Genomic DNA, 14,842 nt, shown 5'->3' with positions numbered 1-14,842 from the left:
AATATTTGTTATTCTATAATCTTCCAATTACTCCCGTTCTTTTCAAGTACCAAATCAAATTGAGATACCTGCGTTGCTTTGGTCTGCTGGTCGATATACTCCACTGTCAGCGATACCGTGACTTGATTATCCTTACGATTGTGAATAGGATTTACCAGTTCTTGAAAGATGTACTCTTTTCCGATTGGTTTTAATATCCCGTCATTCACATAGTAGGAAAGTTCACTGGCTGTCGCTGTAGGATAGAGCTTGAAGAACGTCGTTAAAAACTCATTGATTTCATTGGTTGTAATGGAATCAACCGTCCCCTCACTTTCAATGGCTTTTGGTTTATAACTTGATTTCTTAGGTATGTTGGTAATGGTCGGATTCTTAACCAGTACCATATTTCCAGAACCATCTACATAGACACTCACTATATAAGCAGAGTGGACGGTCTTTGTATTTTCTCCCTCTGTAATGAGCTGGTCTACACTGTAGGTTACATTAAACTCATTGTCGCCAGTTGGCTCTACCGTCCATATCTGAAATCCTCTTACAGAAGACGATACAGGAATATCTTTGCGTACTGTATCAACATTGAGAGCTTGAAGTTCATCTGTCAGATAGCCTTTTAGACTTTCCATTCGATTATCAATGGACTTATCGGATTGCTCCCATGAATAGTAGACTTTCGCAAAGTTCTCTACAAAATTTTCTACATGATGAGTATCAACGTATTCCTTTTCTATGATAGTTGTTTCGTGAATAGTATGAGTATCTATAGCTGTAAAGTGCTTGAATATCGCAAAGCTGAAACTAAGCCCTAAAAGTACCCACAAGGCAATCACAACCTTTTTATGAGGATTGACCTTATAGTAGACACGAGGTTTCTTTTCCTTTGGTATCTGTTTTTCTTTATTCTGATTTTTTCTAAATTTCATCATTAAATCTTCCTTTCTCATTGTTTGATTCGTCCTGCTCCCACTAAATGCTGTTGCCAGTAGGGGCTTGTTAAGTCGGCATAACCGATTGGGTCGCCTGCATGAAACATACGGTTATTGCCAAGGTATATCCCAACATGAGTAATATAAGAGCCAGCGTTATAGGTAGAATGAAAGAAAACCAAATCGCCAGCTTGTGCTTCCGATAGTGGGATATGCTGGGTCACATCATATTGCTGTTGTGCGGTTCGTGGTAAGTTAATTCCAGCTTTTCCATACGTCCATTGTGTCAGTCCGCTACAATCAAAAGAAGTAGTCGGGGAAGCTCCACCGTAAACGTATCGCCAGCCCTCATATTTCAGTGCTTCGTCCATGATGGCTTGTACCGTATCATCATCAAACTCTGTTGTGACAAGATACTGCGTTACCAGTTGCACATAAAACATATTGCCATAGTTGTATCGCCAGCCCCCATTGATAGGTATGGCTATGGGATTGGGGTAAGACACTTTTTCGCCACCTGAATACTCTTTTGAGAAACTTTGAGCCAGTTCAAAGGTATATTTATTTCCACGATTAGCCACATACCCTAAGAAACCACCACCATAATTGTAGGACTGGATAACCGATTCTAAATCTACACTGAGCCTTTCGCTACTGGCTAATAATTCACTGAAATACTTCACACCTTGCTTAATGGATTCTTCTGTACTCAATGAATTAGGTGGAAGACCGAGGGATTCCGAGGACTGCATAACATCTTCCGCAGTACCGCCCGATTCCACCTGTATAATCGCAAGAAGTATGTTGACATATTCTTCAACGCCATATTCTTTGGCATATTTTTCTACCATAGGCTTATGAGCCAGCACTTCTGCGGAAACATTCACACCTCCATAATGAATATTGGAAATTCCGCTGTCCTGTTCATCTGAAAATAAAATGGCAACAAACAGAAGCAGTGAGAAGACCATCAAGAATAATCCAGAACCACCAATCACTAAAGTTTTCAACTTCATGGTTTCTTACCGACTTTCTTAATGGTGGCGGTTTTGATTGGTGGTCTACTTCTTGTATTTTGTAGTGGTACTCTTTGAACAGTAGACGGACGTTCTTTTGTGATTGGACGTTGTGAAGTTCTATCTGCTGTAGTGGTTGAAGTTGCTGGCTTTTGAACGGTTTTTTCTTGAACGGTATTGCCTTGGCGTTCCACTTTTGGACTTGAAAAATCGGACTTAACTGCTGGACGCTCTTGTTTGGCTTGTTGAGATTCCTTATATGAAGTCTGAATATTAGACTGTTTTGAGGTCTGTTCATCATGATATTGTTCTTGTCTTGTAGTCGGTCTTTCATGAACAGAAGAAGCAGGCTGTTTTTTCTGTTTGACCTGTTCCATTTCAGAGCGACGCTTCGCAATGGTTTTTCGCCTTTGTTCCTGCTGTTCCTTGCGTCCACTGGCTCTGTCCGCTTTGGTTTGAGAAATACTACTGGTTAAATCACGGACATTCTCTTTTACTTTGGATTTTCCTTGATATACTGCATATCTTGCATTGGTCGGCAAATCTTTAACCTGTTCTTTCAAACCACTAGCAGTGTCTACCATTCTGTCTTTGGTATCAGCTACTGTACCGATGGTTTGACCGATACGTTTTCCAAGTGTTGATTTTTCCTTTCCGTCTGGTCGGGAGTGATCTGCTTGTGTCCTTGCAGAACTCCCCGAACCCGACTGTCCTTTTTTACCTGTAACAATGGCAGACCCAGCCCCTAGAGTAGTCATGGAACGTCCAAGTTTCCGCTGTAGACGGTGCATGTGAGCGTGCATAAGCATACGAGGTTTTCTCATCACACGACTTCCCACACTTTGAGAATCGTTACTCTGTAGAGAAAACATACTCATTAAATCGCCCAGCTTGAAGTAGATTCCTGCAAAGGTCACAATCTGTAGAAAAGCAATCAAAAAGAACGGATAACCAGCCGATAAGGTATAGAGCATGGTTGAAATACTAAATGCTGTCGTAATAATCAATGTGATTCCAGCTCGTGTCAAAATGGTATTAAAGAGCTTTGTTATGGCTCGTTTTGACATACCATCAAATGATGGAATCATGCTTAAAATAAAGCTCACAGGCAGAAACATAGCATAGATGATAAAAAGTACCTGCGAGAAAATCATGATTCCTGTTAATAGGAATACAAATATGGAAATCCCAATATTGAAGACAAATAGGAAGAAGACTGTACCTAAACGGTTAATGGTCTTTGTAATGGTTAGATTGGTATTGCTTCTGTCTTCAATTTCTTCCGCAACAATTTTTTCTCTGTCTTCGCCATTGTTGGAATCTGGGCTGGTGGAGAGCAGGCTTTCCACACGGTCAATACCGATACTTTCAATGTCTGAACTGTTGTATTGAAGCAGTAGCCACGGTTGCTGAACCTGTATGGAAAACAGGCTATCTCTGATTAAGTCCACGCTGTCCTTGCCTTGACTATCGGAATGGGGCATGACAATCTTCGTGCCAAGTGATAAACTGGCATTACTGATGTCTGATGAAAAGTCATTGATTTTTTTAATGTAGTCGGGAGCGTAGGCAATAAAGGAAGCCGATAGGATAAACACCAGCACAAAATTCATAATGGCATGAATTGCCTTTGTGGTTTCTCTCTTTATCAGTCCCGTATAGGCAACATAAACCCCAAGAACCAAAATCAAGAGTAAGAGGAATCCAACATAGAAACCCTCTGTTGAAAATCCGTTTGCACTCACACCAGCTAAGGTCTGCATATTCTTACCAATGGAATCTGCTGTAGCGGAAATGAAGTCTAAGGAATAGGCTTCCTGTACTAAGTAACCTGTCGCATTGGAAACATACAAACTGATTGTCCAAATAAAATTGGTAATGGCATATAGTCCATACATGACCTGTTTTCCAATCCCGTCCGACCAGTTCCACGGAAGCCAGCCCCAGCTATTATCCACATAAAAATCCAGTTGATAGTTTTCAAGTGGGTATCGGCTGTATTCATTTGCCACATTGACCGTATCATCTACCAAGCCCGCAGCTTGAACCACCGTTCCCAGCATGGCTAAAAGAAAAATGGCAATCACAAGTGTGAAAGCCACTGTCATTGCCACTTTACCTAGACGTTTCAGCGTCCAGTTTGATTTTATTCTGTTTACTATTGATGGTTTCACATTTACACCTCTTTTCGCACAGGTGGTCTGGTATCAAAGGCATGGAGCAGTTCTTCAAATACAGGGTGGAACTGTATCACACCGACACGACCATATAAATCACTGATAAGGCATTGCCCGTTTTCCAAATCACGCAATCGCTTCTGATTGTTTTCGTCCTCTGGGTCTACACCAAAAAAGGCTAAGGTCTTTTTAATCTCGTTAAGGTCAGTGGAACGAAATGCAAATTTTAAGCCGAGGTTATTTTTCAGTTTTTCATCTAAGAGGTCGTCTGTATTTTGGGTCACGAAATATACCCCAGCGTTCATAGCACGACCAGCCCGAACCAGCTTCATAGATAGTGTTTTTCCTTGTGCTACCTGTAAAAAGCTCCATGCTTCGTCTAAATCTACAATCTTGAAAATGCTTCGGTCTGTATGGATAAAGTCTAAAGCAAAGGTACTAATGACAATCAGCATAGCAACGGATAAAAGCTCCATAGTGGTATATTCCTCAAAGGAAGTTTCCTTGTCGGGAAGTACCAAGTCCGCAACCTGTATAATGTTCAGTTGTTTTTCTAAGCTGATAGACTGCTCCACATAACCATTACTGAATAATAAATGTGCAAAGTCATAGTCGGTAAAACTTTCGATATGGTCGGCTATACTGGTACTTAGTGGCGTATTCTCAACCCGTAATTCCTCAATCACTTTCATCAACCCTCGTACTTCACTATTGGTTACTGCACGAATGGCTTTTCTAAGGATTGGGAAGCGTTCCCCATCACGAGAGGAAATCCCCGTAAGGAATGTCAGAATATCAATAGCCAGTGATTCAGAATCTTTGGGATTTTTCATAATCACATAAGGGTCAAGTAAGCCTTTGTTTTTCTCATCAGAAGTCAGAGTGACGATATTGATTTCATGGGAAATCTCTGGCAAGGTTTCTTTCCATCTGCCACGTTCTGCTTTTGGGTCTACAATCACTGCTTGTGCCCCATAAAGCACCGCATAATAGACGATAAGGTTATTCGCAAAGGATTTACCACCACCCAGCGAACCAACAAAAGCCGACGCTAACGCATTGGTTACTGAACCCTTAACCCCTTGACTGGCAAGAGCAGGTTTCAGATAGACATTGCGTCCAGTATCTAAGCTGTAGCCAACATAAATCCCCTCATTTTCCCCCAGCATTTGAGTAGCACCAAAACCTAAACCAGCGAGGAAATCAGAGGTCACGTATTGAATATAATCATTCATATAACGCTTGCTGGCAGGTAAAAATTCTTCATGTAAGCCGAGCATATCCCCAAATGGTCGTACCAGTTTTACGCTTAAATCGTCATAAAAATCTTTCACTTCATTACAACGACGTTTGAGTTCGTCAAGATCATTTGCTGATACCCTTACCACATAAGACAGCTTGTACATAGATTCCTTGCTTTGGTCTAAATTGGTTTCCAGCTCATTCACACTTTCCAGAGCTTCCGCCACATTGGAGCTGGTTTCATTATCACTTTGCCAAGCGTGGTTATCCAAGTCTTTCAGTTCTTTCTTTTTATTGCGGACAGTAGATAGGGCTTTACGATTCGCTACAATTTCCACATTCATTGACGTATCAATCGGGAATGTAAATTGCTGTTGCTGGTAGTAGAAGATTTCAGAGGACGGGAAGTCCAGTTCTCCGACAATGCTGTTAATGGTAAAGTAAGCTACATAGACGGTTTCATCTTCCTGCTGGATTTTCAAATATCGCTGTTTTCTTCCACCAAACAGCGAGTAGGCTTAATCAAGTCATAGTATTTAATCAGCGTTTCATTATCCAGCTTTTTCTTTGATAGATGGTACTCATACTTTTCATAGGCAGTGCCTGTCTGTCCGTAAAGGTGTTCAATCAGATAGCCGAAGTCGTCCTTATCTAACCTGCGGATTTTGAAACGACGAGAGATTTTATTTTCTAAGAGCTTTTCCATCTTCTGAAAACGCAGGATTTCATCATTACTCATACTAACAAAATCGCCCATCAGCTTATGGTTCACATCATAGACAAAATCAGACAAAGCATTTTTTGCTTCAACGGTAAGACTTTTCATAGAAAACTCCTGATCGTTGAGAAGCAACTTAAAGCCGATAAAGAAACGGTAGTTCACTTGATTTTCGCCAATCATGGATATTAAAGCGTCTGTCTGTTGGTCGATTTTGTCATAGGCAACCGCTTTGAGCTTGCCAGTGACTTCATTTTTGGAACGCTCTTGTGCAGAACGTATGCTGGATTCTGTACTGATTTGTAAAGCATGAATTTTGCCATCACGATTTTGTGCGATAAGCTGTCTGAAAGAATCATGCACTTGTATTTTCTGTTCTGGACTTAGAAATGAGTAATTGTAAGGAACAAGCTCATAGTAAGCATAACATTCCCCGTCTTTATTCCAGACGAGATTGTTTTCAATGTATTTAATTGGATATGCCATAAAATTCACTCCTAACTGCTGTAATGGCTTCTTGTGGCTGGTTTCTGCCAAGCGTTACTTTTTTTCCTGCATAGGTCAGCTTTGGTCGCAGTGCATAAGCAATGACAGACTTCAAAAATCCATAAGGCTTTTTACCATCAAAAGTTTTTGTAGACATAAACCATGTGAAAGCCACAGGAATCCCAAAGTATTTGAGAAATGCTCCCTCTATCATGGAAAGAGGGGGCAAGTTGCCAAGTATCATCACTGCAAAGAGTGACACGACAAACCATGTCATTTGCGTAAAGGTTATGGGAAACGGAAGTCTAAAATCATTGATAGAATACAGTACCTTTTCCACAGACCAGATACTGGTATAGCTTCGTATTTTCTTCATGTAATCAATCCTTTCATAAAAAATAGGGGTAGCTGATTGAGCCACCCCGTAAAATAGAAAATCTGCCAGTAGTAATGTACCGACAGATTTAATAGACGATTTCAAAAATCCCATGATTGGTTGAGATAAACGTTCCTGAAAGGTCTAAATCCCGACCATAGGCTTGATAATCAATATAGTTTTGAAGACTAGCTGGTACTTCGCCTAAAGCACCCGTTTCTTCAATGTAGTAGCGTGCCACGTCATACATATCATCACAATCGGAATGAATGATAATATCCTCTTGATGTTCGCTTAGTTCTTCAATGCTTGAAAAATGAGTGAGCAGAGCAGATAGCTCCGATTGTAATTCTTCGGGTAATTCCGATACCATTTCCCATAGTCGATTGAGTTCGCCAATGGAAGTGTATTCGTCAACCGTAAAGGGTAACTCGTAGTCATGAATGGCGTATTCCTCATATTCATCATTCAAGCCGATTTTCTCTTTGACTTCCTCAAAGTCAATGGGAAAGGTAAACCACGCACCGACCAATTCGCCCTCATTGTATTTGCCTAAATTCGCAATATAGACTTGCATATCGTCCATATATTCACGTCCTTTCTTTGTAGAGATTCAAAAATCCCTACCGCACTTCGTTTGGTGTACCATTCCTTTGCGGAACATAAGAAAACCACTTATATTCCACAAAAGAACGGTTTTATTTAAGCACCAATAATGCGATTGAATAGCTCTAGTAAAATGTCTTTTACTCCAGCAGCGTTGAAGACTAAGCCAACCGCAATAATCGCAATAATTAAAAAGCCAATCAGTTTGCTAAACTCACGCTTGAAGCCAAGATACAAGCCAATCACAACGATTGCTAAAAGCACCAGTGATTGAGCGTTTGATAGAAACCAGTTATAAAGGTTTTGTCCAAAATTCATAAAAATGTTCTCCTCTCTATATTCAATGAATTTGTATTTGAGTTATTTTTTTGTTGTTATCACGTCCTGTTCTTTTACTGACTGTTGCTTCAAAATCTGCTTGTGTCGGTCTGTCAGTTTCGCATGGTCGAGAATGTCTTTTACAACCTGCGTCTGGTTGATTTCATCAAGTTTAATCGCAACCTTTAAGGTCGGGGCAACTTGATGAGATAGCCAGTTCAGCGTCCTTTGGAAGGAGTAAGGCTCTGGTTTTGTGGTTAGTTTTAATCGTTCACGATTGTTCCCAATAAACCAAGCCCATTCTTCATTCAGTTTCCAATCAGAACGAGGTTTGGAATCGTCTTTATCTACAAAACGGATATACCGATTGATAATTTTAAAGGCGGTATGCTCTGGATTGTCATAGACGAGTAAATCACGGACTGCATAATAGGCACGCTCATTTTTCAATCGAATCTCAAAACGGTTTTTTACTTCTGCGTCTTCAATGGGAATATCATTTTTCTTGTACTGCTCGTAGTCCTTTTCATAGATACAGAAATAAACTTCACTTTGTAATGAACCGATATAGAGGGTGTTTCCCATACATTCCTTTTCCTCTTTGCGTACCAGTTCGCCACTGCGATAGCTTTTAAAACTGCGGAAGACGGAGATACATTCTTCCTGTTGGCACTTTTCAGTGAGTACAGGGATATTCAAAATCCCTGTCTTATCGTTAATGGCAAGGTCAAGGCGTTTCATCACACCGCCAGCCACCAAAACGTCCATAAAGAACTCATACCAGCTTCTTTGTTGTGCCAGAAGATAGCTTTCAAATTGTCTGCACCCACGACCTTTCAATTCCACCAGAACTCCTTTGTCCAGTTCATGGGAGCAAAGGACGAATATGTCGCCTAAAGCATAATGCTCTGAATAAGAATAGAAACCATAGTCCTCATGAAGAAAATAGGACAGTTTCAGTTGTAAGATGTTTTCGACCACCTGCTGTACGTCTGTTGTCGGAAAGCGAATCCTTACATAATCAAACAGCATTTCAAGGGGAGCGTCGGGATTGAAGCGTTCCAGAGCTTCCCAAAGGGACTGCTGTAAATCCTCTGATGGCTTGACTTTTCCTGTTTCAATATCGCTTAGATACTGCCTTGTAATACCAGTCGCAACAGCTAAACGGTTTTGAGATAGTCCATAAGCCAAGCGTTTTTCTTTTAAATGCTGTAACCAAGTTTGTTCATTCAGTAAAAATCCCTCCAATCAAAAAGGCGTATGTCAACTTTTAAAGCCCATTTGACATACGCTGAAATTTTGTAAATCCCTTGTAACCAAAGGATTTTCTAATGTTTTTTTGACTGTTTCCTGTCGATTTGTACCCCCCTGTTAGATACGGGGGGTTAAGTGCTGGCGTGGCTATTGCCACACCAGCCAGCAAGATCAGTCCACACCTGCGACTTCCGCTTCGCACGTCGCCTGCGTGGACTGTCTGCTGTTGGATAACTTTTTAATTTCCTCCAAGAAATCATATCCTTTTGGTACAAGGGGAGTATAAAACTCTGATATGACACTTGTTCCTACATCAACATAGCCACGACCTTTGATTCGCTTTAAGAAGAAATCCTTTTGTACGTCACTGCCAAACATCATGCCATAGCCCATTTCAGACATACGACCTAAAGCCACTCTGAAATTAAACTGATCACGGATTCCGTCGCCTAAATATTTTGCGTCTGGACGTTGACAAGCCAGTATTAGAAAGAAGCCAGCTTGACGACCTAACATGACAATCTGTTTCAGCTTATTCATAACTGCGGTGTTTTCTTTTGTTCCCAGCATTTCCATGAAAGCGACGTATTCATCAAAGATTAAGAAGTGTGCCGGGAGACCTAAGTAAGCATAATTTTTGCCAGTCTTATAGTTCTTCATCTGCTTCATTTCCTCACTACGTTTCATCATTTCTTCATAGAATGTTTCAATGCAAGAAAGCAAGTCTTCTTTTCTATAGTAGACATTTGCCATCACAGAACCTAAGTCCGCAAGGTCAGCATTTTTCGGGTCAAGAATATACAGTTTTGAATCTGTATGAAGCAAGGCTTCAATCAGTGTCAGTATAAAGTAAGTTTTACCGCCACCTGTACCACCAGCAATCAACATATGAGGGAGCTTATCATATTCCCACCATACGTTTTTCATTAAGCGAAGTTTACCATCTTTAGCTTCTACTTCATCAATAGAAATACGACTGGCTATGGTGTCATAGAGCAAAGTATATTCCACATAGGAATCCTTTAACTCTTTATCCGTCAGCTCACAGTACAAGCCACTCTCTAATTTCTTTTCCAAGTGTAAGAGTTGGTCTTGATATTTTCCCAGCGTGATTTCCACCCGTATCTGTATCAAGCCATTTTTAAGTCGATAATACATTTTAGGGAAGTAGGTTATCTTTTCCTTTGTACGACCAGCACTATCTTTAAAGAAACCCTCTGTTTTGACCTGTTCAGATTCATACCACTTGTTTTCAAGTATCATCTTTGCCAGTTTTTGACGGTGGTAAAGTTGTTTAACCGTATCATAGCGAACCCGTTTGAATACAAACGCTACCAGCAAGCAGATAAGAATTGCGACACTGAAACTGATAATTAAATAGGGAATGTCAATCTTATCTGCTTGTGATAGGTTAAAATCCTGCCAGTTGATCTGCTGGATTGTCTTCACATGAAACAGTCCGACAACCAGCAGGAAAACAGGCAGGAGTGACGCTATCGTAAAATGAAAGACTAAATCTTTACCAGATGGGCGAATCCTTTTACCACGCTGTTTCATGCGAAAAAGTCTCCTTTCTACCTAGCGACTATTTGTCTTGTGTCGGTTCTTTCTTTGCTTGTGGTTGAGCTTTGAATGAACTAGAATCCTTTGTCAGCACAATATCGTCTGCCTTGATATACCAGTCAACATCTGCTCCTTGATAGGTGGCAGTAGCAACGGTGTCCGCAATGGGATTGATAAGTTCCACCCGTGCGTTATAATCAAACTCTTTCAAAGGCACGCTGGCAGGAATACTTACTTGAATCATGCGTCCTTGTCCTTTGGATTTTAAGTCATAGGTACGTTCCTTGATTTCATCTGAAACCGACCCGTCTTCATTTTGGATTCTCACTTCACGACGTAGAGCAGAGAATTTCAATTCTCCAAAAGTCGTGTCTTTATCTAATACAATGCCATTTGCTAATCTCATCATTTTTCCTCTCTTTCTTTATTCTTTTATCATGTCGTCAGCATGTAAAAGGTAATTTGTAAAACCACGAGTGCCGATTTTGTAGCCCTCTGCGGTAATACGTGGATTGACTAACTTCACACGTTCCTCAAAGCCGAAATGTTTTTCGCCAGCTTCAGCAGGAAGCACCACCACAATATCATCTGCTCTTTGAACATCAGAATAGAGATTATAGCTTCTTGATAAGACAGTTAGCCGTCCGTTGATTCTTCGCTGAACGACTTTATCCTCGCCAGCAAATTCTAAATTGCCGAATGTTTTTTCCATGTTGGGAATCACAAATTTAAGTTCCATATTTTTACCTATCCTTTCTTTTTTATTGGCTGAATGAATGTTTGATGGTCTTAAAGAGTGGGGAACGACCTTTTGATTCTTGATTTTTTGTTTTCATAAGTTCACTTCCTTTCAAAATCGGGTAAAAAAATAGACACCTCATTTTTTGAAGTGTCTACCTATTAAATATTCAAATTTTATTGGAAGTATCTTTATATCTTCACTTTTCAAGGATAAATCGTCGTATCAAAGCTCATTCATAAGTAGTAAATTAGTAGTAAATTGAGTGGTTTTGACCTTGATAAAGTGTGATAAGTCCAGTTTTTATGCGGATAACTAGATTTTTATGCTATTTTTTGCTTAATAAATGCTAATTCTTTTTCATAATTTATAGCTTCTGGCTTCATACCGTATAGTGTATCTTGTAAATGAAGTAATTCAAGAAGATCTTGATTATCAGTTTTAACTTTGTAGGCAACTGATCCTACAACATTTGAAATAACTTCAATCAATACATCTTTTTGCATAAATGTAGCCATAATAATACCTCTTTTCACTAACAAAACAAATATTATCCACAAAAGTTATATTAGTTACTAATACTTTCTAATATAGCTTTTTTATCTTTAATAAATGACAATTCTTCTTTATAGTTTATTTCTTCTGGATCCATACCATATAATTTATTTCTTAATTCTAGTAACTCTATTCTTGCAGGATGATTTAAATTATTATTATATGCAGTTAATCCTAATGCAGTTGAAATACACTCAATTAAAATATCTTTTTCCATAAATGTAGCCATAATCAATTACTCCTATTTATTCATTTTATCCATGTAATCGCGTAACAACATACGAATTGTTTTAATTGTTTCTCAACATTACCATCAATCATTATTTTAGCCTTTATATGTTTCAATAACTTGTTTAATATATTGACTCATCTCATTAAAATCCAATTCTTCTGGAGCAGAGCAATATATTTTTTCTTTCAAATCTAATAAAAGTTCTCTGTCTTTACTATTAGGATTTTTATTAATGACATATCCTAATGCTTGAAATACACCTTCTAATAAAGCATCTTTTTGCATTAAAGTAGCCATATTCTTCCTCCTATATACATTATTTCTATAACTATATTATATAGTATAGTTTTATATAAAAATATTATTTTACATAAAATAGAAGGGGCTGTAACAAAACAGCCCCTTTCATATATACTTATAAGTTTTTACTTATCAATTTTTTGTAGTTCATCACCAATACGTTTTACGATACCGGTTACCAATGCATTCCCCATAAAGAACATACGCATACGATCAGAAACCTCTACCACTTCACCTTTCGCATTGCGTTTATAGCGTGTCCAGTCATCAGGGAAGTCTTGCAAACGCTCAGCTTCAATTGGAGTAATGAGACGATATTTGCCATCAATTTTCAAAAGATGTGTAGAACGATTTACACTACCTTCAGAAGTAAGCATTGTTCGTCCTGGTAGCTCAAGAGAGTCATATTCACTCATACCGCCTTCAGAGAAAGTGTAAGTATGTCCATTCGCTGCAGTCCGTGTAATTTTCTTTGGCCCACGAAGATATTTAAACTTCTCTAATTTTTCCCCATCAATATAATACTCTTCTGGCACCAGTTCAGGGGGAACCACAATATCTTTCATTGGTATTGGTTCTTCATCACCTTTAGGTTCAGTTTCAATCGTATAATAATATCCGTTTGTCATGAGTCCAGAGTTCCACATTTTACCATCTGAGAAGTTTGCAGAAACTTCAGCAATATCTTCATCAAGCTTATTGGCATTAATACGGTTCTTAACAGCTTCACCTTTAACAGGGAACTGACGACCAAAAAGACCGTCTTTAAAGATATAAGGTGTATAGCACGCTAAACGAGTATTTAAATCTGCATCAGCAGGTAATGTGGCTTCGTATTTAGTATGTAGTCGTTTTCCCCACTTTGTATCATTTCTAAATACAAAGAAAAACACACGGCGTCTTCGTTGTGCACGACCATAATCAGCAGCATTGATAACACGCCACTCCACAGAATAACCTAATTGATTAAAAGCCGCCAACATAATCGCAAAGTCACGACCACGTTGGTTGGAAGGAGCCTTCAATAAACGGTCAACATTTTCTAAAACCAAATACTTAGGTCTAATTACCTCAGTAGCACGGATAATTTCCCAGAAAAGAACGCCTTTTTTCCCTTCAATACCAAGCTCATTCTTTTTACTACGTGCTACAGAATAGTCTTGGCAAGGAAAGCCCCCAACAATCATATCTACACCGTTGGCTTTCATTTCCTCAAACTTTTCATTAGGAATTAAAGCTACATCTGTCGGAATATGTTCCATATCAGGAAATCTATATAAACCTACTTCATAGGCATCTTGAGTCTTACGAGATGGCTCATACTGGTTAGAATACAGTGTTTGGAAAGCCTCTTTAGAGGAGTTTTCCAAACCAACGATAAACCCTCCCACACCATCAAACATGGAGAATATTTTCATTACTTTACCCCTTAATTTATCAACTTCACAGATCCTTATTATAGCAGAAATACTAAAAAAGATCAAGATCAAATTTAGGCATCATTTTTTAGATACAGTTTTCTTAACAATAAAGCTATTGGGAGTGATTACCCAATGACTACTTGCTAAATTAACCAGCTCCTCCTTTTCTACTACTATATTTAATGGTGCTTCATTTAGTGTATCCGATGAGGATAATACCCATTGCGGATAAGATAGTCTATTTGATTTCTCAGGGTGAATCCCCATTTGAGCAGCGCCTTCATATTCTTCAGTATCAGCTAACGAATTAATCAATGGCTCTAGTTTTCGTTCTAATTCTAAACGTTTAACACCCTTATCCCTCATCTTTTTGCGCAAAACTACTGCATTCTCTTCAAATGATTTAATATCAATACGGCCTAATGCACGACTTATAAGATTATCTCTTATGGTCTTTTTATGAATAGACATAACTTCTATTTTTAAAATATCCTCACAATTCAAATCGTACTTATTTGCATTTGCTTTAATCCATAGCCAACAAAGAAAATAAATTTTAGTGCCATCATACTTCTCGTTTGTCAACCATCCTATTTTTAGCTTCCCATATTTTAAATAAGAAACCTCAAATGCAAATGTCGGCAATGATTTTTCATTTAAATTTGTCTTTGCATAGTGTAATGCTGTTTTTTCATCAATATTAATTCCATTTTGATTAACTGTTTTATCAGCATTAAAAATATATACAATTGTGTCAATTCCATTATGTTGTTGATCGTCGGTTGTTTCTGAATTAAAAGTAGCAATTATACCTTTATCAACTAAACGACTATATAGGTGCTTCTGTAAAAATTCATTTACTGCTCTTTCACTTTTTAAATCGCCTTTAAAGGTAGATTTTCTCTCTGCCATA

General features: G+C 38.7%; 16 protein-coding genes and 1 pseudogene. All 17 read right to left on the bottom strand.

Features of this window, described 5'->3' with window-relative positions; genetic code table 11:
• Positions 1–8: 8 nt before the first annotated feature.
• Positions 9–944, bottom strand: a complete 936-nt coding sequence (locus Q0F90_RS00625) for a conjugal transfer protein (RefSeq protein WP_001224320.1) — start codon at positions 942–944, stop codon at positions 9–11.
• Entirely contained in the window at positions 941–1,942 is a 1,002-nt protein-coding gene (locus Q0F90_RS00620; RefSeq protein WP_000769868.1) for a lysozyme family protein, read from the bottom strand. The genes Q0F90_RS00625 and Q0F90_RS00620 overlap by 4 nt, the downstream gene beginning before the upstream one ends.
• Entirely contained in the window at positions 1,939–4,116 is a 2,178-nt protein-coding gene (locus tag Q0F90_RS00615; RefSeq protein WP_000804748.1) for a CD3337/EF1877 family mobilome membrane protein, read from the bottom strand. The genes Q0F90_RS00620 and Q0F90_RS00615 overlap by 4 nt, the downstream gene beginning before the upstream one ends.
• Positions 4,117–4,118: 2 nt before the next feature.
• Positions 4,119–6,565 (bottom strand): annotated as a pseudogene (locus tag Q0F90_RS00610) (ATP-binding protein).
• On the bottom strand, positions 6,549–6,941 hold the full coding sequence (locus Q0F90_RS00605) for a conjugal transfer protein (RefSeq protein ID WP_000723888.1): 393 nt from the start codon (positions 6,939–6,941) through the stop codon (positions 6,549–6,551). The pseudogene Q0F90_RS00610 and the gene Q0F90_RS00605 overlap by 17 nt, the downstream one beginning before the upstream one ends.
• Positions 6,942–7,029: 88 nt before the next feature.
• Positions 7,030–7,527, bottom strand: coding sequence for an antirestriction protein ArdA (locus tag Q0F90_RS00600; RefSeq protein WP_000342539.1), 498 nt, complete (start codon positions 7,525–7,527; stop codon positions 7,030–7,032).
• A 116-nt stretch (positions 7,528–7,643) separates the two neighbouring features.
• A complete protein-coding gene (locus Q0F90_RS00595; protein WP_001009056.1) occupies positions 7,644–7,865 on the bottom strand; it encodes a hypothetical protein in 222 nt (73 codons plus the stop codon).
• Positions 7,866–7,907: 42 nt separating this feature from the next.
• Complete coding sequence (mobT, locus tag Q0F90_RS00590; protein WP_000398284.1) at positions 7,908–9,113, bottom strand: MobT family relaxase; 1,206 nt, start codon at positions 9,111–9,113, stop codon at positions 7,908–7,910.
• A 22-nt stretch (positions 9,114–9,135) separates the two neighbouring features.
• A complete protein-coding gene (locus Q0F90_RS00585) occupies positions 9,136–9,288 on the bottom strand; it encodes a hypothetical protein (RefSeq protein WP_000879507.1) in 153 nt (50 codons plus the stop codon).
• Between the two features lie 2 nt (positions 9,289–9,290).
• Positions 9,291–10,676 (bottom strand): FtsK/SpoIIIE domain-containing protein, encoded by a 1,386-nt coding sequence (locus Q0F90_RS00580; RefSeq protein ID WP_000813488.1) that lies wholly within the window; start codon positions 10,674–10,676, stop codon positions 9,291–9,293.
• A gap of 28 nt (positions 10,677–10,704) precedes the next feature.
• Positions 10,705–11,091 (bottom strand): YdcP family protein, encoded by a 387-nt coding sequence (locus tag Q0F90_RS00575; protein ID WP_000985015.1) that lies wholly within the window; start codon positions 11,089–11,091, stop codon positions 10,705–10,707.
• A 15-nt stretch (positions 11,092–11,106) separates the two neighbouring features.
• Positions 11,107–11,421, bottom strand: coding sequence for a YdcP family protein (locus tag Q0F90_RS00570; protein ID WP_000420682.1), 315 nt, complete (start codon positions 11,419–11,421; stop codon positions 11,107–11,109).
• A 323-nt stretch (positions 11,422–11,744) separates the two neighbouring features.
• Entirely contained in the window at positions 11,745–11,939 is a 195-nt protein-coding gene (locus tag Q0F90_RS00565) for a hypothetical protein (RefSeq protein WP_296002101.1), read from the bottom strand.
• A 50-nt stretch (positions 11,940–11,989) separates the two neighbouring features.
• On the bottom strand, positions 11,990–12,205 hold the full coding sequence (locus Q0F90_RS00560) for a hypothetical protein (RefSeq protein ID WP_265137810.1): 216 nt from the start codon (positions 12,203–12,205) through the stop codon (positions 11,990–11,992).
• A 96-nt stretch (positions 12,206–12,301) separates the two neighbouring features.
• The gene (locus Q0F90_RS00555; protein WP_265137811.1) at positions 12,302–12,505 is read right to left on the bottom strand and encodes a hypothetical protein; all 204 of its coding nucleotides are present in this window, start codon (positions 12,503–12,505) and stop codon (positions 12,302–12,304) included.
• 128 nt (positions 12,506–12,633) lie between these two features.
• The gene (gene dcm, locus Q0F90_RS00550) at positions 12,634–13,926 is read right to left on the bottom strand and encodes a DNA (cytosine-5-)-methyltransferase (RefSeq protein ID WP_296002092.1); all 1,293 of its coding nucleotides are present in this window, start codon (positions 13,924–13,926) and stop codon (positions 12,634–12,636) included.
• A gap of 81 nt (positions 13,927–14,007) precedes the next feature.
• Complete coding sequence (locus tag Q0F90_RS00545; protein WP_296002087.1) at positions 14,008–14,841, bottom strand: hypothetical protein; 834 nt, start codon at positions 14,839–14,841, stop codon at positions 14,008–14,010.
• Position 14,842 lies beyond the last annotated feature (1 nt).

The sequence above is a fragment of the uncultured Veillonella sp. genome (genome assembly GCF_934190855.1).
Classification (GTDB): Bacteria; Bacillota; Negativicutes; order Veillonellales; family Veillonellaceae; genus Veillonella.
The sequence above is the reverse complement of the archived record's forward strand: the minus strand, read 5'-3'. Positions and strand labels throughout refer to the sequence as shown.